The sequence below is a fragment of the Rhizobium sp. Root482 genome, assembly GCF_001426565.1.
Taxonomy (GTDB): Bacteria; Pseudomonadota; Alphaproteobacteria; order Rhizobiales; family Rhizobiaceae; genus Pararhizobium.
Map to the genome: position 1 here is coordinate 375,011 of NZ_LMFA01000026.1, position 24,610 is coordinate 399,620.

The window sequence follows — 24,610 nt, forward strand, 5'->3', positions numbered from 1 at the left end:
GCGATCAGACCCTTGCGCCGCTGAAGCCAATGGCTTGATCAGTGCGAGCAGTTGCTGTAGTAAACCTGTATGACAGGTTTTCGAAAGCAATAGGATATGATTGCACATCCATCAGCGACGCCCGAGGACTTTGTCGGCGGAGCGGTGACGGCGATCGCGCGGCTGATGCGTGAACGGGATCTCAAGCCCGGCGATCGCCTGCCGGCCGAAGCGCTGCTGTCGAAGGAATTGCAGGTTTCCCGCACGGTCATCCGCGAGGCGCTTCGGTCGCTTGCCGCCCTGAATCTGGTGCGGCTGGGAGCCGGCAGGCGTCCGACCGTGGCCGAGCTCGATGATGGAGCGTTCTCGCTGATGTTCGAGCACGGCGTCGTGACGGACCAGATCGATATCCAGCAAATCTATGATGCCCGCCGCACGATCGAGACGCGCACCGCAGCCCTGGCGGCCATGCGCCGTAGCGAGGCGGAATGCCGGGCCATTCTTTCGCATGCCCAGGCGATGGAAGATCAGCTTGATCACCCGGACGCGGTGATGGAGCATGACATCGCCTTTCATATCGCCATTGCCCGCGCCTCGCGCAATCCGGTTTTTGTCCTGATCATAGGCGCCTTCCAGGGCATCACCCGGCAAACATGGCCGATCGGCTGGAAGAGCCGGGCGAGCGACGACGAACGCCGGGCGATGAATGCGCTTCACATGAAGATCGCGGAATCGATTGCCGCTGGCGATCCCAAAGCGTCCTCCACCCTGATGGGCGAGCATTTCGACCAGAGCATCAAGGCCCTCCTGAACGCCGGCCTTATCTAATCACCAGGAACACCAAGATGAAAATCACCAGACTCGAAACCGTGCGCATCGCCGAACGCAGCAATCTTTTGTGGGTTCTCGTCCATACGGATGAGGGCATTACCGGGCTTGGCGAAACCTTCTTCGGAGCGGAGACGGTGGAAAGCTATCTGCACGAATATGTGGCGCCGCGCGTGATCGGCCGTGATCCGCTGCAGATCGACCTTCTGGCAAGCGATCTGGTCGGCTATATCGGCTTCCGTTCCTCCGGCGCCGAAGTGCGTGGCAATTCCGCTTTCGACATTGCCCTCTGGGACATTTTCGGCAAGGCGACCAACCAGCCGATCGCGCAATTGCTCGGGGGCTTCAGCCGCAAGGAAATCCGCACCTACAACACCTGCGCTGGAACGGAATATATCAAGAAGAGCACCGGCCAGACGACGGGCAATTACGGCCTGACCGGCGGCACGGCCTATGACGACCTGAACGGCTTCCTGCACCGGGCCGATGAACTTGCGGAATCGCTTCTTGCCGACGGCATCACCGCCATGAAGATCTGGCCCTTCGACGCAGCCGCGGAAAAGACCCGGGGCCAGTATATTTCAATGCCGGACCTGAAGACGGCGCTCGAACCGTTCGAGAAGATCCGCAAGGCCGTCGGCGACAAGATCGACATCATGGTCGAGTTCCATTCCATGTGGCAATTGCTGCCGGCCATGCAGATCGCCAAGGCGCTCGCCCCGTACCAGACATTCTGGCACGAGGACCCGATCAAGATGGACAGCCTGTCGAGCCTCAAGCGCTATGCCGAGGTCTCTCCAGCGCCGATTTCGGCCTCCGAGACGCTTGCCACCCGCTGGGGCTTCCGCGACTATCTCGAAACCGGGGTTGCCGGCATCGTCATGCTGGATATTTCCTGGTGCGGCGGCCTTTCCGAGGCCCGCAAGATCGCCTCGATGGCGGAAGCCTGGCATCTGCCGGTGGCACCGCATGACTGCACCGGCCCCGTCGTCCTCTGCGCCTCTACCCATCTTTCGTTGAACGCGCCGAATGCACTCGTCCAGGAGAGCGTGCGCGCCTTCTACAATACCTGGTACCGGGATCTCGTCACCGCGCTGCCGGAGGTAAAAAACGGGATGATCACCGTTCCGCCCGGGCCGGGGCTTGGCATGGAGCTGCATCCGGAGCTAGAGAAGACCTTTACCGTCAGCCGTCGAGTCTCAGACGCCTCGAGCGTCTGATTTCATTCAGGAACCAGGGAATAATCATGACCAGGATTGCTTCGGCTGCGGCCGGTTTTGGAGCCTCGTCCGCAGCCGGCCCGCTTGTCATGCTGCTCGGCATGCTCATGTTCGCGCTCAACGACGCCATGGGCAAATGGCTGGTATCGTCCTATGGCCTGGGCCAGGTCATCCTGATCCGCAGCGTCGCGGCGCTCATCATCCTGTCGCCGCTGCTATGGAAGGCAGGTTTTGCTCCGATCGTCGGCGCGGAGCGCAAGGGCATGCAGCTGGCACGGGTGATCTTCTCGACCGTCGAAGTCTTCTGCTTCTATTACGCCGTCATGTATCTGCCCCTGGCGGATGTCATGACCTACTGGCTGGCGGCCCCGATCTATGTCGCCGCGGCCTCCCCCTTCCTGCTCGGCGAAAAGGTCGGCTGGCGCCGCTGGAGCGCGATCGCCGTCGGTTTCGTCGGCGTCATCATCACGCTTGAACCGTCGAGCGCCATGTTCACCATGCCGGCCGTGATCTCCATCATCGGCAGCGCCGCCTTTGCCTTCATGATGATTTCCGGACGGTTCCTGCGCGGCACTCCGGACAGCACTCTAGTGTTCTTCCAGATCACGGGCGCCGGGATCGCCGGCCTGTTCTTCGTGCCCTTCGACTGGTCACCGATCCAGTCGCAGACGGATCTCCTGCTGCTCGGGCTGCTGGGCGTCGTGGCCATGGCGGCGCATATGCTCGTCAACCGGGCCCTGAAGATGTCGGACGCCGCGACCGTCGCACCGCTCCAGTACACGCTGCTGCTCTACGCCGTCATCTTCGGCTGGATGTTCTTCGGCGACGTTCCCCGCCTGACCATGATCATCGGCGCCGCGCTGATCGTCGCATCGGGGCTGTTCATCTTCATCCGGGAACAAATGCTGAAGAGGCGCCAGGCCGATCCGCCGATCGAGGTGCCGTAAGGTACTGGCCCTCGGCAGCAGTGCTCTACGTCATCCCGCCGAAATTCTCGTCTGTTTGGCGACAACATCGCCCTCTCCAACAAAAAATGCCCGTGGCACGCAGCCACGGGCATTTTATATTGGCGATCGGGCCGACCGCGACGGACGGCCCGATCCTGGTGTTTACTTCCGGATTTCCGCAAGATTGGCAAGAATGCCATCGACAACGTCGGCGCCGATTTCAGCCTTGTGCTTCTCGTAGACGACCATCGACTTCTCGCGGATACGCGCCTGCTCTTCAGCGGAAAGCGTGTTGACCTCGAGACCGGCCTCCTTGATCTTCTCCAGGGACTTCTTGTTGAGGTCCTGGATGACCTTGCGCTCTTCGTCACGACCGACGACCGCGCATTCGCGAAGGGCTGCCTGCTCGTCGGCAGTATAGGTGTCGAAGATCGCCTTCGAGAACAGGAAGAGGAACGGCGTATAGGCGTGGTTCGTCTCGGTGACGTATTTCTGCACTTCGTAGAACTTCGAAGTGTCGATCGTCACATAGGGATTTTCCTGCGCATCGATCGCCTTGGTTTCCAGGGCGGAGAAGACTTCGCCGAAGGCCATCGGGGTCGCGTTTGCGCCGAGATTCTGGAAGGTGTCGAGGAAGATGTTGTTCTGCATGACGCGAACCTTCATCCCTTCGAAGTCTTCCCACTTCGTCACCGGGCGAACCGAGTTCGACAGGTTGCGGAAACCGTTTTCCCAATAGGCGAGATTGACCAGGCCAGCTGCTTCGAGCTTCGTGTTCATCATGTCGCCGAAGTCGCCGTCGAGAACCTTGTAGGCTTCCTCGGGGCTGGTGAACAGGAACGGCAGGTCGAAGACGCCGAGCGCCGGAACGATACCGACCAGCGGCGACGAGGATGTGACGACGGCTTCCTGGACACCCGAGCGCAGAGCCTGGGTTGCCTGAAGGTCACCACCGAGCGCACCGCCCCAGAAGGCCGTCAGCTTCAGCTTCGCGCCGGACTTTTCGTCGAGGCAGGCCTGCATGGCCTTGATGCCGTTGCCGACCGGATGGTCTTCGTTGATGCCGTTCGAGACGCGGATCGTGCGCTCGTTGAACTCGGCGAAGGCCGGGGCAGCGGCGGAAAAGCCGAATGCGATGGCGGTGGTGGCAAGAAGTAGTTTTCTCATAATATCCTCCCTTGGATACAGTTGGTGAGCGGTTGAAGGGTAATCAGTAAAGCCAGCGTGCGGGTATAAGGACGAGGTCCGGGAAGAGGACCAGAAGAAACAGCACGATGGTTTGGGCAACCAGGAATGGCCAAACGCCGATAGTCACCTTCCCGAGCGGTATGCGACCCACGCCGCTGACGACGTTGAGAACGACGCCGACGGGCGGCGTGATAAGGCCGATGCAGTTGTTCATGATGAACAGGACCCCGAAATAGATCGGGTCGATGCCTGCCTGCTTGATGATCGGCATCAGGACGGGCGTCAGGATCAGGATCGTCGGCGTGAGATCGAGGGCAGTGCCCACCACCAGCACGAGGAGCATGATCACAAACAGCAGCAGGGTGGGCCGATCGATCAGAGGCTCGATGAACCGCGTGATCTCGGCCGGGATATTGGCGGCCGTGATGAGCCATGCGGACACCAATGCCGCACAGACCAAAAGCATGATCACCGATGTCGTCTTCGCAGCGGCCAGAATGACACGCGGCAGCTGGCTCGGCTTCAATTCGCGGTAGATGAACATGCCGACGAAAAGAGCATAGGCCGCGGCCACGACGGCGGCTTCGGTAGGCGTCACCACGCCGGCCTTGATGCCGCCCAGAATAATGATCGGCATTCCGAGCGCCCAGCCGGCACGCGCGGTCGCCGTGACACGCTCACGCGACGAAGCCTTCGGCAACGGCTCGATCTTGTCCTTCCGCACTACAATCAGCCAGGTCGCAAGCAGGGCGAGGCCCATCAGAACGCCGGGAAAGATGCCGGCCATGAACAGCTGGGTAATCGATACGTTGGCGGCGACACCGAAAACGATGAATGCCATGGAAGGTGGAATAACCGGCGCGATGATACCGCCGGCCGCAATCAGGCCAGCGGAGCGGGGTACGTCGTAGCCCGCTTTTGCCATCATCGGGATCAGGATCGCCGCCAGTGCGGCTGTATCGGCCGCGGCCGAACCGGAGATGCTGGCCATGATCAATGCGGCCATGATGGTCACGATGCCAAGGCCGCCGCGCATATGGCCGACACAGGCGATTGCAAAGTCGATGATGCGCCGCGACAGGCCGCCGGAATTCATCAACTCCCCGGCAAGGATGAAGAAAGGGATCGCCAGAAGCGTAAAGCCTTCTTCGGCGCCGGCAATCATGTTCTGGGCGATGATCTGCGGATGGAACATGCCCATGTAGGCCATGAGCACCACGCCGCAGAACATCAGGGAGAAAGCGACCGGTACGCCGATTGCCATCGATCCGAGGAGCGATGATATGAAAATCAACAATGTCATCAGGTGCGCTCCGCCAGCTGCTCGATGGTCAGGTTTTCTCCGGCAAACGCAGCGATCTCCTCCTCCGTGACGCGGCCTGTCACCAAACGGACCAGGCGCTCGATCGCAATGATGGCAATCCCGGCCCCCGTGAACATGCCGATCCCATAGACGAAGAGCATGGGCAGTCCCGTGACGGGCGCCTTCATGCTGAAATTGATGCCTGACTGCATCCACGCCCCCCAGAAAAAGATAGAGCAGCACATGAGGACGATGAGATTGGAAAGGATCATGCAGATGATCCGGCCTTTGCGCCCGAACATCATGACCAGTGTCTCGACGCCGAGATGCGAATGTTCCCGGAAAGTCACGACCGCGCCGATGAAGGTCAGCCACACGAAGAAGTAGCGCGACAGTTCATCGGACGCGTTGATGCCGGAGTTGAAGCCGTAACGGAGCACGACGTTCAGGAATACCATGACAGCCATGCCCGCCAGCAGCAGGATCAGCAGCACCTCAAGAAATTTGTAGAAGATGTCGATCGCTCGTTGCATCTGCGCTTCCCTTTACGCTTACAGAAGCCCGCGCCGGGCAAGGTTCTTCATCAACGCGCCAAGGCCGAAATTCCATTTCGGGCAACGGTCGCTATGCTCGACCCAGTTTATAAGCCGACCGAGCCGCGGCGTCGATATTTCAACCCGATCGCCGATTTCATGGGTGAAGCCGAGGCCCTTGCCGCGCCGGTCCTTGACCGGGGCAAACATCGTGCCGAGGAAAAAGACGATCCCGTCCGGATATTGATGATTGTCGTTGACGAGTTGCGAAACAAGCTCCTCCGGCGAGCGGCTGATGGCCGCCATCGGGCTGACGCCGGTCATCGTGAACCCGTCTGTGCCTTCGACGGAAAGCGAGACTTCGGCCTGCTTCACGTCATCGAGCGTGAAATGCCCATCGAACAGGCGGATGAAGGGGCCGATGGCGCAGGATGCGTTATTGTCCTTCGCCTTGCTGAGAAGCAGCGCCGAACGTCCTTCGAAGTCGCGCAGATTGACGTCATTGCCGAGCGTCGCTCCGACGATCCGGCCGGTGGAGGTCACCGCCAGCACCATTTCCGGCTCGGGATTGTTCCACTCCGACTTCGGGTGAATGCCGACGAGAGCACCACAGCCGACGGAGGACATGGACTGCGCCTTGGTGAATATCTCGGCGTCCGGTCCAATGCCGACTTCAAGATATTGCGACCAAAGGCCAAGCTCCTGAAGCAGCGTCTTGACTTCGGCAGCCTTCTCGGACCCTGCCACCAGGCCTTTCAGGCTGTCGCCAAGCACCGGCGCCAGCCGGCCCCGTATTTCCTGCGCTCTCAGCGGGTCTCCCTTCGCCTGCTCCTCGATCACCCGCTCCAGCATGCTATCGGCGAAGGTGACGCCGGCGGCCTTGACCGCCTGCAGATCGGCGGGCGCCAGAAGCTGCCCGGCCTCGCCATCGAGAAATGCGTCGAGTGACCCAAGAACGGAAAATCGCCCGGCATCCGCCAATTGCGCAAGCAGATCGTCTCGCTCGAGCAATGTGGACAGGGTCGCAGAAAGCGGCGTGAGGTCGAAAATCTGTCCATCCCTCAACAAGACGGGACATGGGCCATCTGCCTTTTTAGACCAGACGCGGCCCACCAGCAGCGAATTGTCCGCATCTTGCGGGAGGATAGCCTGCGCGCTCAGCGTCTTATTTAAAGTTTGCAATATTCTTCCTCGGCAGCGGTGCGATCGCTTGATTGTCAGGATGTCTGACAACAACGGTTTCTAATATGACTTTTGACGCCTGTCTAGCCGCAGCGCCGTGATGTGGAAAACTCTTGAGCGGGCGCCCGGAGTTCTGCCGTTCAGAAACTCTCAAGCGTCAGGTCCAGCCGCCTTGCAGCCTGCGTCAGGTGACGCCGCATCGCTTCCCGCGCTCCGGCAGGGTCGCGGCTGGCGACGGCATCCCGGATGGCGACATGCTCGGCAATCGTGACTTCGACGATTTCCTCGAGCACCGCCTTGGCCCGCGCGGCATTGATGGCAAGACTGATACGCTCGGCGATGAAGCCGATGAACAGCAGGAAATATTCGTTCTGCGTGCCGGCGGCGAGGGCGCGATGGAAGGCGAGGTCTGCAACAATGCCATGCTCGGTCCATTTCTCGGCACCGGTCATCTGGGCCAGGGCCTCGTCGAGGCGGGTCATGTCCTGGGCGGTATGATGGAGAGCGGCAAGGCCCGCCGCCTCGATCTCGAGCGGCATGCGCAACTGGTAGAGGTTGCGGAAGGTGTCGCGGTCCGTCAGGTCGCCCTGCTCGATGCGAAGCGACTGGCGCCGCTCGCTTTCCGTGGCAAAGGCGCCGACACCCTGGCGTGTCTCGACAAGACCCTCGTTACGCAATTGGGCGATCGCCTCGCGGATGACGGAGCGGCTGACGCCGAAGGTCTTGGCCAGCAGATGCTCCGTTGGAAGCTTCTCGCCGGGCGCGATCCGGCCCTCGGTAATTTCCCGGCCGATCTGCGTGGCGATGCGCGCCGGCAGATGCTCGCTCCGCCTGATTTGACTGAAATCCGCAACCGACATGTCCGCCCTCCCCTGAGCTTGTTTCTACATCTATGAGTTCAGCGGAAAATTCAATTGGCAGCCGGGGTTCATCACCAGGTCCGGATCGATGGCGCGCTTCACGGCGGTCAGCAACTGGCGCCGCACGGGCGACAACCTCGCCTCGAAATCGGCCCGCTTCAGGCGGCCGATACCATGTTCGGCGCTGATGCTTCCCTGATAGCGATCGAGGACCTCATTGATCGCGGTCTTCGCCGTGTAGATCTGCTCGGCGCGCCGTTGCGGGGTCGTGCCCGCCGCAGGCAGCACATTAAGATGGACATTCCCATCGCCGACATGACCATAGGAAACGCAGATGGCACCCGGCACGGCCGCCTCGACGGCCTTTTCGGCATCGCCGACGAAATCGGCAAGCTGCGAGAGCTTGACCGAGACATCGGTCCGCAGATGCATGCCGCGCTTGGCCTGGCCTTCGTTCATCCCCTCGCGGATAAGCCAGAGATTGCGAGCCTGCGTCTGCGACGCGGCGATCGTTCCATCGACGACCAGCCCCTCTTCCATGACGATCTCCAGGAAACGCGCCATCAGATCATCGATATCGACAAGCCCCGAGCCGGAAATCTCCATCAGCACATAGGCTGGATAATCCGCGGCGATGGGAATGGGCAGGTCGGGCATCGCCTCCTTGGCCAATGTGAGGGCAAGCGGCGGCATGAATTCGAAGGCAGACAGAAGGTCGCAACAGTCCCGGCGTGCCCGGCGAAAAAGCCTGATGGCGTCATCGAGCGAGGCAAGGCCGAGAAGGGCGGTCGCTACCTGATCCGGATAGGGGGTGAGCTTGACCGATACGGCGGTGATGACACCGAGCGTTCCCTCGGCACCGATGAACAACTGCTTGAGATCAATACCGCGATTGTCCTTGCGCAGGGTCGATAGCCCGTCGAAAATACTGCCATCCGGAAGCACCACTTCCAGCCCGAAGATCAGTTCGCGGGTCATGCCGTAGCGCAGCACATTGATACCCCCGGCATTGGTGGAGACATTGCCGCCGATGCGGCAGCTTCCCTGCGCGCCCAGCGCGAGCGGGAAGAACATGCCCTTCCCGGCAACGGCGTCCTTGAGTTCGGAAAGAATACAGCCCGCCTCGACCACGGCGGAAAAATCGTCGGCGTCGATCTGGCGGATTTTATTCATCCGCTCGAGGCTGAGCACCACCTGGTTCTGCTCCGCATCCGGTGTAGCTGCCAGCACAAGGCCGGTATTGCCGCCCTGGGGCACGATCGAAAGGCCCAGTTGCCTGCAAAGCCTGACCGCTTCGGCCACCTGCTCCGTGGAGCGTGGCCTCAAGACCGCGACCGCCTGGCTCGTGACATCGCCGTGCCAGTCGCGGCAATACGGCGCCATCTCGCCCGCTTCACTCAGAACGATATCGTCCCCGAGCGCGCCGCGCAGTTTCAAGCGCCACTCGGCCAAAGATGCGCCATTGTCTGCCATCATGTCTCAAGCCTTCCATCGTGCAGTCGACAACCCAGGCCGGGTTTTTCGAGCCACCCCGAAATAACAGTTTTCAAGACGACCATATAAAGTTATCAGACAACCTTACAAGCTCGATTTTGGTTATGCGAGGGCGGCTTCGGGCCCGCAGCGATTTTTGTCAGGAGATTTCACGACATGCACATTCTGATCATCGGCGCGGCGGGCATGGTCGGTCGCAAGCTCACCCAGCGGCTGGTCGCGGACAGGACCCTCGGCGGCAAGCCCGTCGACAAGTTGACCCTGGTCGATATCGTCAAGCCGGACGCCCCGGCCGGCTTTTCCGGCGTGGTTGATGCGCGCGAAAGCGACCTGTCGGCACCGGGCGAGGCTGAAAAGCTGATCGCCACGCGGCCGGACGCGATCTTCCATCTGGCCGCCATCGTTTCCGGCGAGGCGGAACTGGATTTCGACAAGGGCTACAGCATCAATCTCGACGGCACCCGCTATCTGTTCGACGCAATCCGTCTCGCCCACAACGCCGACGGATACAAGCCGCGCGTCGTCTTCACCTCCTCGATCGCCGTCGTCGGCGCCCCTCTGCCTTTCCCGATCCCGGATGAATTCCACCTCACCCCGCTGACCAGCTACGGCACGCAGAAGGCGATCTGCGAATTGCTGCTTTCGGACTACAGCCGCCGCGGCTTTTTCGACGGTATCGGCATCCGGCTGCCGACCATCTGCATCCGCCCCGGCAAGCCCAACAAGGCGGCCTCGGGATTCTTCTCCAACATCCTGCGCGAGCCGCTGGTTGGACAGGAGGCAGTGCTTCCGGTTTCCGACGACGTGCGCCACTGGCATACATCGCCGCGCTCCGCCGTCGGCTTCCTGATCCATGGCGCGACGATCGATCTTGACAAGGTCGGCCCGCGGCGCAACCTTTCGATGCCGGGCCTCAGCGCCACGGTTGGCGAGCAGATCGAGGCGCTACGCCGCGTCGCCGGCGACAAGGCCGTGGCACTGATTCGCCGCGAACCGGACGAGATGATCATGAAGATGGTCGCAGGCTGGGCACCGGGCTTTGAAGCCAAGCGGGCGACGGAACTCGGCTTCACCGCCGAAACATCCTTCGACGAGATCATCCGTGCCCATATCGATGACGAACTGGAAGGCAAGTTGCCATGACCACGGCGAACAGGGGGGACAAGAAAGCAATCGCGTTCCTCGGCACGGGATTGATGGGCGCTCCGATGGTGCGCCGCCTGCTGAAAGCGGGATTTCCCGTTACCGTGTGGAACAGGGACCCGGCCAAGGCGGCGGCGCTCACCGAAGATGGCGCAACGCAGGCACAGTCGCCCGCCGAGGCCGTTGCCGGAGCGGACATCGTCTTTACCATGCTGACGAACGGGGCCGCGGTCGCCGAAATTCTCTTCGATAACGGGGTGGCCGAGGCCATGTCCAAGGACGCGATCCTCGTCGATTGCAGCTCGGTTGCCCCCCCGATTGCCCGACAGAATGCGCAAAAACTCGGCGAACGCGGCATCCGCAGCCTGGATGCTCCGGTCTCTGGCGGCACGGCCGGGGCAAATGCCGGCACGCTCGCCATCATGGCGGGGGGCGATGCGGCCGACGTCGAGGCCCTCGCCGAGGTCTTTGCCGCACTCGGTCGCGTCACCTATGTCGGCCCGAGCGGTGCCGGCCAGATCTGCAAACTGGCCAATCAGCAGATCGTCGCCGTCACCATCGGCGCTGTCGCCGAAGCGATGATCCTCGCGGAAGCGGGCGGCGCTTCCCGCGCTGCCTTCCGCGACGCCATCCGTGGCGGCTTTGCCGAAAGCCGCATCCTCGAACTTCATGGTTCGCGAATGGTCGATCGCGACTTCATGCCGGGTGGCACTTCGGCCAACCAGCTCAAGGATTTGGACGCGGTGATGGCAATGGCAAAGGAGCTTTCGCTGACCTTGCCATTGACCCATCAGGTGCGACAGGAATTCCATGACTTCGTCCAAGAGGGCGGCGGCGAGAAGGACCATAGCGGCCTTCTGCTGCATCTCGAAAATCGCAATTCAAAACATCAGGCATAGCCATGAGCGCTGACATGATCACCAAACGCCGCCTTCGGTCCCAGGACTGGTTCGATAATCCGGACCATATCGACATGACGGCGCTTTATCTCGAACGCTTCATGAACTACGGCATCACGCCAGAGGAGTTGCGCTCCGGCCGACCGATCATCGGCATCGCCCAAAGCGGCAGCGACCTCACCCCTTGCAACCGGGTGCATGTGGAACTGGTCAATCGCGTGCGCGACGGCATCCGCGATGCCGGCGGCATTCCGATCGAATTTCCGACCCACCCGCTGTTCGAGAATTGCAAGCGCCCGACGGCTGCCCTGGATCGCAACCTCGCCTATCTCGGCCTCGTCGAGGTGCTCTACGGCTATCCGCTCGATGGCGTGGTTCTCACCACTGGCTGCGACAAGACGACACCGTCGGCGCTGATGGCTGCCTCGACCGTCGATATCCCGGCGATCGTCCTTTCCGGCGGGCCGATGCTCGATGGCTGGCATGAGGGCGACCTCGCCGGCTCCGGCACGGTGATCTGGCGCATGCGCCGCAAATTCGCGGCCGGCGAGATCGATCGCGAGGAGTTCTTGCAGGCTGCGCTCGATTCCGCCCCCTCCGTCGGCCATTGCAATACGATGGGAACCGCCTCGACGATGAACGCGCTTGCCGAAGCGCTCGGCATGTCGCTTACCGGCTGCGGCGCCATCCCGGCCGCCTATCGCGAACGCGGCCAGATGGCATACCGCACTGGAAAGCGCGCCGTCGAATTGGTCTGGGAGGACCTCAAACCCTCCGACATCATGACCCGTGAAGCCTTCCTCAATGCCATCCGCGTCAATTCGGCGATCGGCGGCTCGACCAATGCCCAGCCGCACCTCGCAGCCATGGCAAAGCACGCCGGCGTCGCTCTTTATCCGGACGACTGGCAGGTGCACGGCTTCGATATTCCGCTGCTCGCCAATGTCCAGCCGGCGGGCCAGTTCCTCGGCGAACGCTATCACCGCGCCGGCGGTACGCCGGCCATCATGTGGGAACTACTGCAGGCCGGCAAGCTCGACGGCTCCTGCCACAGCGTCACCGGCAGGACCATGGCGGAAAACCTGGAAAACCGCGAAGCCACCGACCGCGAAGTCATCTTCCCCTATGGGCAGCCACTCAAGGATAAGGCGGGCTTCCTGGTGTTGAAGGGCAATCTCTTCGATTTCGCCATCATGAAAACGAGTGTCATCTCGCAGGGCTTTCGCGAGCGCTATCTCCAGCATCCCGGCCGTGAAGGGGTGTTCGAGGGCAAGGCTGTCGTATTCGACGGCTCGGAAGACTATCATCGGCGGATCAACGACCCGGCGCTCGGCATTGACGAAAACACAGTTCTCGTCATCCGCGGCGCCGGACCGCTCGGCTGGCCTGGCTCGGCGGAAGTCGTCAACATGCAGCCGCCGGATCACCTGCTCAAGCAGGGCATCATGAGCCTGCCGACCATCGGCGACGGCCGACAGTCCGGCACGGCCGACAGTCCGTCGATCCTCAACGCCTCACCGGAAAGCGCTGCCGGCGGCGGCCTGGCCTGGGTGAGGACCGGCGACATCATCCGCATCGATTTAAACCAGGGACGCTGCGACATGCTGGTCGAGCCCGGCGAGATCGAGCGGCGCAAGGCAGACGGAATTCCACCCGTCCCGGCAGACGCAACGCCCTGGCAGCGCATCTATCGGCAGACGGTAACGCAGCTTTCCGATGGTGCGGTGATCGAAAGCGCCGCCGACTTCCACCAGATCGCCACAAGGACGCCACCGCGGCACAACCATTGAGGAAATGGCTGCGCTGACTACAGGTCAATCGCGGCAAAGCGTGGACACCCATTCGTTTGATTTTGGTAACGGTTGGCCTGCTCAGTCCAGCCGTTACCCAGCTGAGATCTGCTGCCGAGTGAAGAATGTAGTGGCTCCGATTGCCGTCCTTTTATCATGCCACGGCAGCACGAAAACGATTTCGATTTCAGTCCGGTAATTCGACTTTCCTAGAATTTTTTACCTTCCACGTGGACATTTTGGCATCAATGTGTCAAAAGGTATCCATATTGCGACGCGCTGTCGTGTTTGCGAAGCCATTTGCTGCGCGCGTATCCCACCCCCGCTGATGTTCATCAGCCCCAGAAATATACGAAGGAGAGAGCCCCGCTTCCGGAGCCGGGCCAATACAATATGGCATGTACAACTGAGAGCGGCCTCACGGAGATCGATCCACAGGTCAAGATCAGTATCAGGAACGTTTTCAAGATTTTCGGCGAACGCCCCGAAAAGGCCCTCGCCCTCCTCAAGGCCGGCAAGACCAAAGCGGAAATCCATGCGTCGACGGGTTGCTCCATAGGGGTCAACAACGCCAGTTTCGACATTCGCGCCGGCGAGATTTTCGTGATCATGGGCCTTTCAGGCTCCGGCAAATCCACCATGCTTCGGCTGCTGAACCGGCTGATAGAGCCCACCTTCGGAACGATCGAGATGGACGGTCGGGACGTGACGCGGATGCCGCGCCGCGAACTGATCGCGCTGCGGCGCCACGAGGTCAGCATGGTCTTCCAGTCCTTTGCCCTTTTGCCCAACCGGACCGTCCTTGGCAATGCCGCCTTTGGCCTCGAAGTGGCAGGTGTCGGAGAAGCCGAGCATCTGCGGCGTGCCCACGCAGCCCTGAAGGCCGTCGGCCTCGAAGCCTATGGCGACAGCCGGACGGACGAGCTTTCCGGCGGCATGAAACAGCGCGTCGGGCTTGCCCGCGCGCTTGCCAGCGAGCCGTCGGTGCTCCTGATGGACGAGGCCTTTTCGGCGCTCGATCCTCTCATCCGCACGGAGATGCAGGACGAGTTGATGCGCCTGCAAGCCGAGCATAGCCGCACGATCGTCTTCGTCAGCCATGATCTCGACGAGGCCATGCGGATCGGCGACCGCATCTGCATCATGCAGAACGGGCAAGTCGTCCAGGTCGGCACGCCGGACGAAATCGTCCTCAAGCCCGCCAGCGACTATGTCCGCTCCTTCTTTCGCAATGTGGATGTCTCGCAGATCTTCCGGGCGGGGGATGTGGCGCGCAAGACGCAGGTGACCATCATCGAGCGTCAGGGCGTGTCCGCTGCGGCGGCGCTGGAGCGGATGCAGCATTTCGACCGTGACATCGCGATCATTCTCGGCCGTGACAAGACCTATCATGGCGTGGTCAGCCGCACGTCGCTGATCGAAGCCGCCGGCAATGGCGCGGGCGATCCCTACCGGTCTGCATTCTTGACGGATATCGAACCGATCCGGGCTTCGGAAAGCCTTTCCAGTGTATTGGGCAGGGTGGCCTCCAGTGCCTGGCCGGTGCCGGTTGTCGATGACGATAACCACTATCTCGGCTCCATCAGCAAATCCGCGCTTCTCGAAACGCTCGACCGCACGGCCTGACCGGCCGGCCTGGAGATATTTCATGACTTTCGATATCGGTGACGGCGTCGACAGCGCCGTCAATTACATCCTCGACAACTTCGCACCGCTGCTGGACGCGATCGCCCTGGCGATCGGCACCGTGACGAACGGAATCCAGGGCGTGCTTCTGGCGACGCCCTTCCTGCTCGGCCTTGCGCTCTTCGTGCTTCTGTCGCTCTGGCGGGTCGGCATCGGCTTTGCCGTGTTTACCGGCCTGTCGCTGTGGCTGGTCGATCACATGAGCCTCTGGTCTGCAATGATGGAGACACTTTCGCTGGTGATCGCCTCGACGCTGGTCGCAATGCTGATCGGCCTGCCGCTCGGCATTGCCATGGCGCGCAGCAACCGCGTGGCGGCGATCGTTCGACCGGTACTCGACCTCATGCAAACCATGCCGGCTTTCGTCTACCTGATCCCGGCAGCCATGTTCTTCGGGCTCGGCGCCGTGCCGGGAACGATCGCCACGGTCATCTTCTCCATGCCTCCCGTGGTTCGGCTGACCAATCTGGGCATCCGGCAAGTGCATGTGGAGTTCGTCGAGGCCGGCAATGCCTTCGGCTGCACCGCCGCGCAACTTCTCTTCAAGGTGCAGTTGCCCAACGCCATTCCCTCGATCATGGCCGGCGTGAACCAGACAATCATGCTGTCGCTATCCATGGTGGTCATCGCCTCGATGATCGGCGCGGGCGGCATCGGCAACACCGTGCTGACCGGCATCCAGCGCCTTGATGTCGGCACCGGTTTCGAAGGCGGCATTGCCGTCGTCATCCTTGCCGTGATCCTCGACCGGATCACGCAGAGCCTTGGAAAGGAGCGCGCCGGCATCTGGCGCACTCTGTTGCGCGGCGCAGCGCAACCACAGGCAACCCCTGCCGCCGCGGCCTGATCCCGCACGCGGCACGAAAGATGGCGGCGTCCGCGCCGTCGAATGCGAACCTTCAAAAAAGGAGCAGATATGTTCAAGACACTCGCTACGATGGGCCTTGCGGCCGGTATTCTCACCGCGGGGTTCAGCGCCGCACTGGCGCAGGATAAGCAGCCGGTAAGGATCGGCTGGGCCGCCTGGTCCGATGCGGAATTCGTGACCAAACTTGCCGCCAAGCTCATCAAGGACGAACTTGGCCAGGAGGTCGAACTGATCCAGACCGATGTCGCCCCGCTATACCAGGGGGTAAGCCGGGGAGACCTGGATGCGATGATGATGGCCTGGCTGCCGGAAACGCACGCGGATTATTACGCCAAGGTCAAGGACAAGGTGACGACGCTCGGCACCGTCTATGATGGCGCCAAGCTTGGCTGGGTCGTTCCGAAATACGTGCCCGAGGACGCGATCTCCTCCATCGAGGACCTCAAGAAGGACGACGTGAAGGAGAAGCTGAAAGGGCGGATCGAAGGCATCGATCCAGGTGCCGGTCTGACGCGCCTGTCCGAGAAAGCCGTCAAGGACTACGATCTTGACGGGTACAAGCTGCAGATTTCCAGCGAGGCCGGCATGCTGACGATGGTCGACCGGGCAATCCGCAAGAAGGAATGGTTCGTCGCCACCTCCTGGAGCCCGCACTGGATGTTCGGCAAATACGAGCTTCGCTACATCGCCGATCCCTGGACCTCGCTGGGCGAAGCTGAGCATGTGGATGTCGTGGCCCGCAAGGGGTTCGAAGAAGACAATCCGGAGGTCGCCGGCTTCCTGTCGCGCATGAAGCTGCCGATCGCAGACCTCGAGGCGGCGATGTTCGATGCACAGGAAACGTCCTACGAAAAGGCCGTCGATGCGTACATCGCCGACCATCCGGATCAGATCAAGGCCTGGCTCGACGCCGAGGAAGGCTGAGCGCGCGGGCATATGCGCCCGATCCATGCTTCGCGGGCGTGACCGCGAAGCACTTTTTTCTGAACAGAAAGAATGTCCCGATATGTACACCAATGACACCCTCATGCCGCTGGCGGCCACAGAAATCCGAGAAGATACGATTGCCGGGCGCATTTCGCTGGCGCGCGATGCAATCAGCATGACAGTCGAGCAGGTCTCAAGCGTGGTCGGGGTAACGCCCGAAACCTGGAACAACTGGGAGAACGACCGATCGGAACCCCGCGCCAACCGCCTCGACATGCTGGCGCGCGTTCTCCAGATTAACATCGCATGGCTTATCGACGGACAGGGCAAAGGTCCCCGTGGAGCAGGATAAAGCCTGTATTTGACGGCGTTTCCTTGCTTGGCGGCAATCGATGGCCGCCAAGCAAGGCACCGGAGAATGCAAGCGCCTCAAGAAGCCCGAAGCGGCTTTAGCGCGCCGCTCCACTTCGAAAGCTCGTCAAGCGCAAGCTTGAGACCTTCAAAGGACGCGGGCTCCGGAGAAAAATCCTTTCCTTCGCTCAGGAACTTGGAAAAGAACGGCAGTGGAACCGTTTGCGGTATGGCCATGACATTCACGTTTCCGAGCAATTGCCGCAACTCCTGAGCAGCCCGCAACCCACCCGAAACACCGCCATAGCTGACAACCGCCGCGGGCTTGTAAGCCCACTCGACGGACAGATACTGGATGGCATTCACCAGTGCGGCCGAAGTGAAATAGTCGTATTCCGGCGTGACGAAAAGAAACGCATCGGCAGCGCCGACACTCTCGCTCCACCGCTTCGTATGCCCGTGCTCGTACTGCCGCAGCCGCGGATGCTTGGGCTCGTCAAGCAGCGGCAGGTTAAACTCGGCGAGATCCACGAGTTCAGCCTCGAAAGTCCCATGCGACTTCGCCTGCCGAAAAGCCCATTCGGCGACGGCCGGGCCAGCCCTGCCCGGGCGGGTGCTGCCGATAATAACGTTCAGTTTTCCTGTCATTCGAATCACCATACCTTTCTGGACCAGACCTATATCCGGCAGCTTTTGCCGCCGCCAGCAACTGCTCGGTCCGACGATAACGTCTCGACGATGGGCCGGCCGAGTTTCCGCAGAAGCTCATTGCGCGACTGCAAAAAACAAAATATGGATGCTTATCTTATGCATGCATATAAGATTGTGCTCTTCCATGAATCTTGCCCCAAATCTCGGATTTCTGATCCACGACGTTGCGCGCGTGCTGCGCAAGCGCTTCGAACAACGGGCAAAGCATATGGGCCTGACCCGCTCGCAATGGCAGACGATCGTTTATCTTGCCCGCAATGAAGGCCTTCATCAAAGCGGCCTTGCCGAGATGCTGGAAATAGAGCCCATCACGCTGATGCGCGTTCTCGACAAACTTGTAGAGCGTGGCTTCATCGAACGCAGACGACACAAGACCGACCGGCGCATTTCGCTGCTCTACACGACCGATCTCGCCCGCGGGCTGCTTTCGGACATGCGCGCCATCGGCGACGCAACCCGCAGCGAGGCGCTGGATGGTATTTCCGACGACGACCGCGAGCGGCTCGTCGCCATTCTCGAACTGATGAAATCCAATCTCCTGCAGGCCTGCCGCGCGCCGGCCGATAAAGAAACGCAAAATGGCTGACACATCCCCTCTTCGTATTTCTGCAAACGCCAATGTCACCGCCCTGGAGACATCCGAGGCGGCCACGTCCGAGGCAAGAATCAACCCCGTCCCCGCTGCTGCGGACCCTGGGCCAGCTATCGGGATCGTCAAGCGGCGGCGCAATCTGAAGCGGCCGATCCTTTTCGCTCTGCTGCCGATCGCGCTCCTGGCCGGCGGTTACTATTACGTCACCGGCGGCCAGGTCATGGAAACGGACAATGCCTATCTGCAGGCGGACATGGTCGGCGTATCAACCGATGTCGCCGGCATCGTCGCCTCGATCGAGGTTCGTGAGAACGAAGAGGTGAAGGCGGGACAGGTGCTGTTCCGGCTGAAGCAGGAACCGTTCCATATCGCGCTCAACGGTGCACAGGCCAAATTGGCCGCCGCACGCAATCAACTGATGAACCTCAAGGCGAGCTACAAGCAGACGCTTGCCCAGATCGCTCAGGTCGAAGCGGATGTCCCCTACTACCAGACCGTCTTCGAGCGGCAGCAAGCGCTGATGTCGAACGCGGCCGCATCGCACGCGACCTATGACGAGGCCAAGCATAATCTGGATGCGGCAAAGCAGAAGGTTTCGGTTGCCAAAGCCCAAGCGGCAACCACGTTGGCCCAGCTCGGCGGCGATGCCGATCAGCCGGTCGAGAAGAACCCGCTCTACCTGGAGGCCAAATCGGCTGTGGACGATAGCCAGCGCCAGCTGGACAATACGACGGTTCGGGCGCCTTTCGATGGGGTTGTCACCAATGTCAACGCCCTGCAGGTCGGCAGTTATCTCGATGAGGCGCAGCAGGCGTTTTCGCTGGTTTCCACCAGGAATATGTGGATTGCCGCCAATCCGAAGGAGACGGAGCTTACCTATGTGGAGCCCGGCCAGCCGGTCACCATAACCGTCGACACCTATCCGGGCGTTGAATGGAAGGGCAAGGTGGCAAGCATCAGCCCCGCGTCGGGCGCCAGCTTCGCCTTGCTTCCGGCACAGAACACGTCGGGCAACTGGGTGAAGGTGGTGCAGCGCATTCCCATGCGCGTGACGATCGATGATATCGACGGAAAGCCGCCGCTTCGGGTCGGCATGAGCACGCTCGTCGCCGTGGATACCGGCCATGCCCGCGGCTTGCCGGATATGATCGGCAGCCTTCTCGGTCATTCTGCTGCTCAGGCGCACGAGTAGCCGCCATCATGAGCAGCATCTCGTCCGCGGCCACGACGCCGGTTGCCAATCGCGGCGCGATCACCGCCTGCATCATCCTTGCCGTCATCATGCAGGCATTGGATACGACGATCGCCAATGTCGCGCTTCCCTATATCCAGGGCAGCGTCGCGGCGAGCGCCGACCAGATCAATTGGGTCCTGACCTCCTATATCGTGGCGGCGGCGATCATGACGCCGCCATCCGGATTTCTCTCCCAGAAGTTCGGCCGCAAGCGCGTCCTCATGGTGGCGATCATCGGCTTCGTGGTTGCGTCGGTTCTTTGCGGCCTTGCACAATCACTGACGCAGATCGTCGGCTTCCGGCTATTGCAGGGCCTGTTCGGCGCGGCACTGGTGCCGCTGTCGCAAGGTATCCTGCTCGATATCTACACGATCGAGGAACGCGGCTCGGCGATGGCCTTGTTCGGCGTCTCGGTCATGGTGGGGCCGGTGCTCGGCCCGGTCATCGGCGGTTGGCTGACGGAGAATTTAAGCTGGCGCTGGGTCTTCTACATCAACGTCCCCATCGGGGCCCTGGCCCTCATGGGCATCAGCGTCTTCGTCAGGGAAACGAAGATCGACGCCCAGGCGAAACTCGATTGGTTCGGTTTCGGCATGCTCAGCCTGGGCATCGCCTCGCTGCAGCTTTTCCTCGATCGCGGCGGACAGCTCGACTGGTTTTCGTCGGGCGAGATCCTCATCGAGGCGATCGTCTGCGCCAGCGCTTTCTACCTGCTGGTGATCCACACCCTGACAACCGAAAAATCCTTCATCAATCCGCGCCTGTTCCTCGACCAGAATTTCTCCGTGAGCATGCTCTTCATCTTCGTTATCGGCGTCACCTATCTGGCGTCGCTGGCGCTGATGACACCCTATCTCCAGTCGCTGATGGGCTATCCGGTCATCACGGCGGGCATCGTCATGGGGCCGCGGGGCCTCGGTACCATGGTTTGCATGTTCTTGGTCGGGCGGCTGATCGGCAAGGTCGATACGCGCATCCTGCTCTTTACCGGCCTCGCGATTACCGCCTGGGCAATGTACGACATGACGGGCTGGACGCCGGACGTTTCGCAGTGGACGATCGTATCTGTCGGCTTCATTCAGGGCGCAGGTCTCGGCTTCCTGTTTGTGCCGCTGACCACGGTTGCGTTTGCCACCCTGCCGGCGGAAATGCGCGGCGACGGCACCGGGCTCTACAATCTGTCCCGCAACGTAGGTTCCAGTGTCGGCATCGCCGTCGTCGCGGCCCTGCTCGTGGAAAATACCCAGGCCAACCACGAGGCGATCGCCAGCTATGTGACGCCGTTCAACCATGTCTTCCAGACGCCGGCAGCAGCCGGGCTCGACCCGATGACAGCCGTGGGACGCGCCTCGCTCGACAGCATCGTCACATTGCAGGCGACGATCATCGCCTATATGGATGACTTCAAGCTCCTGATGCTCATGTCCCTTGCGGTGATGCCCTTGGTCCTTCTTCTGCGCAAACCGAAAGCACCGCCGGCAATCGACCATAGTGTGGTGATGGAATGAGCGGCCTGCACGACATACGAAAAGCGCGAGAGAGACATCGCCGGCGATTTATCGACGGGCTGATGGTCTTGATGCTTCCTGAATAGCCACGGCTCCCTGCCCGCTCGCGGCCAACGGTTTGGACTTCCATGAAAAACAAGACTCTGGGCTTTATATACGTGCTGTCGGCCGTCACGATTTTCGCCGGTCAGGACGGATTTTCCACGTTGCTTGGCGAGAAATATCCGCCGATCGTTGTCACCATGATCCGCTTTTGGGCCTTCGCGGTTTTCGTGATCGCGTTGGCTGCGGTATCACCGGGCGGGCTGAAGCGCGCGATCGTCACAAGGCAGCCGGTGCTGCAAATCTTGCGCGGCGTTCTTCTGGTAACCGAAGTTGTCGTCGTCATTTTCGCCTTCACGACGGCGGGTTTGGCCATGAGCCAGGCAATCCTTCAGGCAACGCCACTGATCGTCACCATCCTGTCCGTCCCCCTTCTCGGCGAGAAGGTTGGCTGGAGGCGTGGCCTTGCCGTTGTCGTCGGCCTCATCGGCGTTCTCATCATTCTCAATCCCGTCAATGTTCAATTCGACTCCCGGCTTCTGCTTCCGCTTGCCGCAGCGCTTATGTACGCGCTTTACGGCATCGCCACGCGGGCCGTCAGCCGCCAGGATTCCGCCGTGACCAGCGTTCTCTACGCCGGTGTGGCAGGGGCCGTGGCCATCACATTGATCGGACCATTCTACTGGATGCCCATTGCCGCCAGCGACTGGCCGGCCATGGCAGCCTTGTGCGTCTGCGGAGCACTTAGCCACTATCTGCTGATCAAGGCTTACGGATTGCTGAGCGCCGTGGAGGTACAGCCCCTGACCTATCTTCAGCTCGTATTAAGTGTCGCCGTCGCAACAATCTTCTTCGACGAGACCGTGACGTTGAACATGGCAATCGGCGCTGTCATCGTTGTCGGCGCCGGCCTGTTCACCGTCTGGCGAGAACATCGCCTCGGCATCCAGGAAGGTCGTTAAGTCCGCCCGGATGGATCGTACCAACGGCGGCAAAGGGCGATCAATGACCTGTCTTCACCCGGCTTGATTGTCTGAAATGAGCATTTCGATCGCCTTGACCGCGACCGGATAGCCCCTGGCACCGAGACCCGCCATGACGCAGGTTGCCGTCATCGAGACATAGGAACGATGATAGATCGGCTCGCGCCTGTGTACGTTCGAAATATGGAACTCGATGATCGGCCCCTTGAACATCTTCAGGGCGTCGAGCAGCGCAATCGAGGTGAAGGTGAAAGCGGCGGGATTGATGATGATTGCCGACCCTTCATCGATGGCCTCGTGGACCCACTCGATCAGCCGCTCCTCGCTGTTGGTCTGGCGAAACTCGACCGGCCGCTTTCCGGCCGCCTCGCGGCACCAGCCTTCTATTTCCGAAAGCGTGGTGTGCCCGTAGATTTCGGGCTCGCGCTTGCCCAGCCGGTTCAGGTTCGGACCATTGAGAATGTAGAGCGGCTTTTGGTCTGTCATCATGTTCTCGTTTCTCAGCCCTGGTATCCGAACAGTCTCGGCAACCAAAGGACCATGTCGGGTACAAAGGTGATGAGGAAAAGGCAGGCGACCATCCAGAAGAGGAAGGGCAGCGCGTCACGGATGATGTCCTTGACCGGAGCGCCCGAGATGTTCGTCATGATGAACAGCAGCAGGCCGTAGGGTGGGGTCACCAGCCCGAGCATGATGTTGACGACGACCATGACCCCGAAATGCACCATGTCGATGCCGAGCGCCTGGGCGGTCGGAATGAACACCGGCACGATGATGAGCAGGATTGCGGTGCCCTCGAGCACGCAGCCGAGCAAGAGCAGGATGACGTTGACGAGGATCAGGAAGCCGGTCGGCGACAGATCCCAGCTGGTCAGGATCACGCGCAGGCTGTCGGGAATGTTCTCGACGGTCACGACATAGTTGAAGACCAGCGATCCGGCGATCAGCATGCCGATGGAAGCCGTCGTCTTCGAACTCGCCTTCAGCGCATCGTAGAAGGCGGCGAACGAAATGCTGCGATAGATGACAACGGAAATCAGCAGCGCATAGGCCGCGGCCAGAGCGGCGGCCTCGGTCGGCGTGGTGATGCCCGAATAGATGCAGCCAAGCAGCACCACCGGCATCATCAGCGCCGGAAACGCCCGCCAGGTGATCATCGGGACATCGCGGAGCGGAACCGGCTCTTCGATGGGGAAGTTCTTGCGGCGTGCCGTGATTGCCACCTGCACCATCTGCATAGCGGCCATCAGCAGGCCGGGCACCATGCCGGCGAGGAAGAGATAGCCGATCGAGGCATCGGACACGAGCGCATAGATGACCATCGGGATCGACGGCGGGATGATCGGCCCGATCACGGCCGTCACGGCCGTCAGCGCTGCGGCATAGCTCGGCGTATAGCGGCCATCCCTGGTCATCATGTTCTGCATCATCTTGCCGCTGCCGGCCGCATCGGCGATGGCCGAGCCGGACATGCCGGCAAAAATGATGCTCTGCACGATGTTGACCTGCGCAAGCCCGCCGCGGAACCGGCCGACGAGCACGTTGCAGAAGGTCAGCAGCCGCTCGGTCATGGAGCCGATATTCATGAACTCGGCCGCCAGCACGAAGAGAGGCACGGCAAGGATGATGTAGTTCGAATACATGCCGTTCAGAAACTGCTCGGCGACCGTGCCCATGTCCGCGCCGGTCAGGAAGAGGTACAGGATGGAGCCGACCATCATCGAAAGGCCGATGGGCAGGCCGAGAAACGCCAGCGCCGTTATGGCAACGATGGCGAGCGAGAAAGGGCTGGTCAGGTTCATACGCCGGAGCCCGCCTTGGTGGGATCGAAGGCATCGGGCGCCTTGCCACGGATGGATTGTACGCCGAGCCACATATAGCGCACGATCATCGCCACGGCGAAAACCACGTAGATGGAATAGAGATAGTCGAAGCGGATCTTCAGATAGGCCGTCTTCTCGACCTTCATGAAGCTCACATAATCGATGACCGCCGGCAGCGAGACGCCGAACGCCACGATCAAGGCGGCAGCCATGATGATGGTCATGACCCGCCGCGACCGATCGGAGGCACTGGCCCAGAAGAAATCGAAGCGGATTTCCTCGCTTTCTCGCACGACGAAAGCCGAGCCGAAGAGCACGATCCAGATCCAGAGCGCGACGCTGACTTCATGCGTCCAGCCGATCGACAGGTTGAGGCCGTACCGGAAAAGAATCTGCAACAGGAACACCGCGAACATGCCGAAAAGCATGGCGGAAAGAATGTTCTCCGCCCGATTTCGCAGCCATTCGCCGAGCGCATTATATTTTCCGGACATGAATTCCTCCCCTGTTCGCACCGCC

General features: G+C 61.1%; 24 protein-coding genes. 14 read left to right on the forward strand and 10 right to left on the reverse strand.

Features of this window, described 5'->3' with window-relative positions; genetic code table 11:
• Positions 1-96: 96 nt before the first annotated feature.
• The 3 genes from ASD31_RS24665 to ASD31_RS24675 are packed head-to-tail and all read left to right on the forward strand — an operon-like array spanning position 97 to position 2,974.
• Entirely contained in the window at positions 97-807 is a 711-nt protein-coding gene (locus tag ASD31_RS24665; protein WP_056340472.1) for a FadR/GntR family transcriptional regulator, read from the forward strand.
• A 17-nt stretch (positions 808-824) separates the two neighbouring features.
• Complete coding sequence (locus ASD31_RS24670) at positions 825-2,027, forward strand: mandelate racemase/muconate lactonizing enzyme family protein (RefSeq protein WP_056340475.1); 1,203 nt, start codon at positions 825-827, stop codon at positions 2,025-2,027.
• Between the two features lie 26 nt (positions 2,028-2,053).
• Complete coding sequence (locus tag ASD31_RS24675) at positions 2,054-2,974, forward strand: DMT family transporter (protein ID WP_056340478.1); 921 nt, start codon at positions 2,054-2,056, stop codon at positions 2,972-2,974.
• Positions 2,975-3,136: 162 nt separating this feature from the next.
• Here the strand turns inward: ASD31_RS24675 and ASD31_RS24680 are convergent, their stop codons facing one another.
• From ASD31_RS24680 to ASD31_RS24705, 6 genes are all read right to left on the reverse strand, one after another.
• The gene (locus tag ASD31_RS24680; RefSeq protein ID WP_056340481.1) at positions 3,137-4,141 is read right to left on the reverse strand and encodes a TRAP transporter substrate-binding protein; all 1,005 of its coding nucleotides are present in this window, start codon (positions 4,139-4,141) and stop codon (positions 3,137-3,139) included.
• Positions 4,142-4,184: 43 nt separating this feature from the next.
• Complete coding sequence (locus ASD31_RS24685) at positions 4,185-5,465, reverse strand: TRAP transporter large permease (protein ID WP_056340484.1); 1,281 nt, start codon at positions 5,463-5,465, stop codon at positions 4,185-4,187.
• On the reverse strand, positions 5,465-5,998 hold the full coding sequence (locus tag ASD31_RS24690; protein ID WP_056340488.1) for a TRAP transporter small permease: 534 nt from the start codon (positions 5,996-5,998) through the stop codon (positions 5,465-5,467). Before ASD31_RS24690 ends, ASD31_RS24685 begins: the two co-directional genes overlap by 1 nt.
• 18 nt (positions 5,999-6,016) lie before the next feature.
• Positions 6,017-7,180, reverse strand: coding sequence for a fumarylacetoacetate hydrolase family protein (locus ASD31_RS24695; protein WP_162251180.1), 1,164 nt, complete (start codon positions 7,178-7,180; stop codon positions 6,017-6,019).
• 140 nt (positions 7,181-7,320) lie between these two features.
• Positions 7,321-8,040 carry a FadR/GntR family transcriptional regulator gene (locus tag ASD31_RS24700; protein WP_056340490.1) on the reverse strand — a complete coding sequence of 240 codons (720 nt, stop codon included), beginning with the start codon at positions 8,038-8,040 and terminating at the stop codon, positions 7,321-7,323.
• Between the two features lie 30 nt (positions 8,041-8,070).
• Positions 8,071-9,516 (reverse strand): FAD-binding oxidoreductase, encoded by a 1,446-nt coding sequence (locus ASD31_RS24705; protein WP_056340492.1) that lies wholly within the window; start codon positions 9,514-9,516, stop codon positions 8,071-8,073.
• Between the two features lie 174 nt (positions 9,517-9,690).
• Between ASD31_RS24705 and denD the strand changes: the two genes are divergently transcribed.
• The 7 genes from denD to ASD31_RS24740 all read left to right on the forward strand — a co-directional run bounded on the left by denD (position 9,691) and on the right by ASD31_RS24740 (position 17,199).
• A complete protein-coding gene (gene denD / locus ASD31_RS24710; protein WP_056340495.1) occupies positions 9,691-10,677 on the forward strand; it encodes a D-erythronate dehydrogenase in 987 nt (328 codons plus the stop codon).
• Positions 10,674-11,576, forward strand: a complete 903-nt coding sequence (locus tag ASD31_RS24715) for an NAD(P)-dependent oxidoreductase (protein WP_056340499.1) — start codon at positions 10,674-10,676, stop codon at positions 11,574-11,576. Before denD ends, ASD31_RS24715 begins: the two co-directional genes overlap by 4 nt.
• A gap of 14 nt (positions 11,577-11,590) precedes the next feature.
• Entirely contained in the window at positions 11,591-13,366 is a 1,776-nt protein-coding gene (locus ASD31_RS24720; RefSeq protein ID WP_413813834.1) for an IlvD/Edd family dehydratase, read from the forward strand.
• Positions 13,367-13,759: 393 nt separating this feature from the next.
• Positions 13,760-14,992 (forward strand): glycine betaine/L-proline ABC transporter ATP-binding protein ProV, encoded by a 1,233-nt coding sequence (proV, locus tag ASD31_RS24725; protein WP_056340505.1) that lies wholly within the window; start codon positions 13,760-13,762, stop codon positions 14,990-14,992.
• A gap of 22 nt (positions 14,993-15,014) precedes the next feature.
• Positions 15,015-15,899: an ABC transporter permease gene (locus ASD31_RS24730; protein WP_056340507.1), complete on the forward strand. Its 885-nt coding sequence runs from the start codon at positions 15,015-15,017 to the stop codon at positions 15,897-15,899.
• A 69-nt stretch (positions 15,900-15,968) separates the two neighbouring features.
• Positions 15,969-16,844: a glycine betaine ABC transporter substrate-binding protein gene (locus tag ASD31_RS24735; RefSeq protein ID WP_056340511.1), complete on the forward strand. Its 876-nt coding sequence runs from the start codon at positions 15,969-15,971 to the stop codon at positions 16,842-16,844.
• 82 nt (positions 16,845-16,926) lie between these two features.
• Positions 16,927-17,199 (forward strand): helix-turn-helix domain-containing protein, encoded by a 273-nt coding sequence (locus ASD31_RS24740; RefSeq protein WP_244483952.1) that lies wholly within the window; start codon positions 16,927-16,929, stop codon positions 17,197-17,199.
• Positions 17,200-17,276: 77 nt separating this feature from the next.
• Here ASD31_RS24740 and ASD31_RS24745 read toward each other — a convergent pair whose 3' ends face one another.
• Positions 17,277-17,846, reverse strand: coding sequence for an NADPH-dependent FMN reductase (locus tag ASD31_RS24745; RefSeq protein ID WP_056340764.1), 570 nt, complete (start codon positions 17,844-17,846; stop codon positions 17,277-17,279).
• Positions 17,847-18,033: 187 nt separating this feature from the next.
• On the opposite strand from ASD31_RS24745, the gene ASD31_RS24750 reads away from it, so the two are divergent.
• The 4 genes from ASD31_RS24750 to ASD31_RS24765 all read left to right on the forward strand — a co-directional run bounded on the left by ASD31_RS24750 (position 18,034) and on the right by ASD31_RS24765 (position 22,247).
• Entirely contained in the window at positions 18,034-18,495 is a 462-nt protein-coding gene (locus tag ASD31_RS24750) for a MarR family winged helix-turn-helix transcriptional regulator (RefSeq protein ID WP_056340514.1), read from the forward strand.
• Positions 18,488-19,693: an HlyD family secretion protein gene (locus tag ASD31_RS24755; RefSeq protein ID WP_056340517.1), complete on the forward strand. Its 1,206-nt coding sequence runs from the start codon at positions 18,488-18,490 to the stop codon at positions 19,691-19,693. Before ASD31_RS24750 ends, ASD31_RS24755 begins: the two co-directional genes overlap by 8 nt.
• A gap of 8 nt (positions 19,694-19,701) precedes the next feature.
• Complete coding sequence (locus ASD31_RS24760; RefSeq protein ID WP_056340520.1) at positions 19,702-21,243, forward strand: DHA2 family efflux MFS transporter permease subunit; 1,542 nt, start codon at positions 19,702-19,704, stop codon at positions 21,241-21,243.
• Positions 21,244-21,371: 128 nt separating this feature from the next.
• On the forward strand, positions 21,372-22,247 hold the full coding sequence (locus ASD31_RS24765; protein ID WP_056340523.1) for a DMT family transporter: 876 nt from the start codon (positions 21,372-21,374) through the stop codon (positions 22,245-22,247).
• A 54-nt stretch (positions 22,248-22,301) separates the two neighbouring features.
• Here the strand turns inward: ASD31_RS24765 and ASD31_RS24770 are convergent, their stop codons facing one another.
• The 3 genes from ASD31_RS24770 to ASD31_RS24780 are packed head-to-tail and all read right to left on the reverse strand — an operon-like array spanning position 22,302 to position 24,585.
• A complete protein-coding gene (locus ASD31_RS24770; protein ID WP_056340767.1) occupies positions 22,302-22,754 on the reverse strand; it encodes a type II 3-dehydroquinate dehydratase in 453 nt (150 codons plus the stop codon).
• Positions 22,755-22,768: 14 nt separating this feature from the next.
• A complete protein-coding gene (locus ASD31_RS24775; RefSeq protein ID WP_056340526.1) occupies positions 22,769-24,070 on the reverse strand; it encodes a TRAP transporter large permease in 1,302 nt (433 codons plus the stop codon).
• Positions 24,067-24,585, reverse strand: a complete 519-nt coding sequence (locus ASD31_RS24780) for a TRAP transporter small permease (RefSeq protein ID WP_056340529.1) — start codon at positions 24,583-24,585, stop codon at positions 24,067-24,069. The genes ASD31_RS24775 and ASD31_RS24780 overlap by 4 nt, the downstream gene beginning before the upstream one ends.
• Positions 24,586-24,610: the final 25 nt, after the last annotated feature.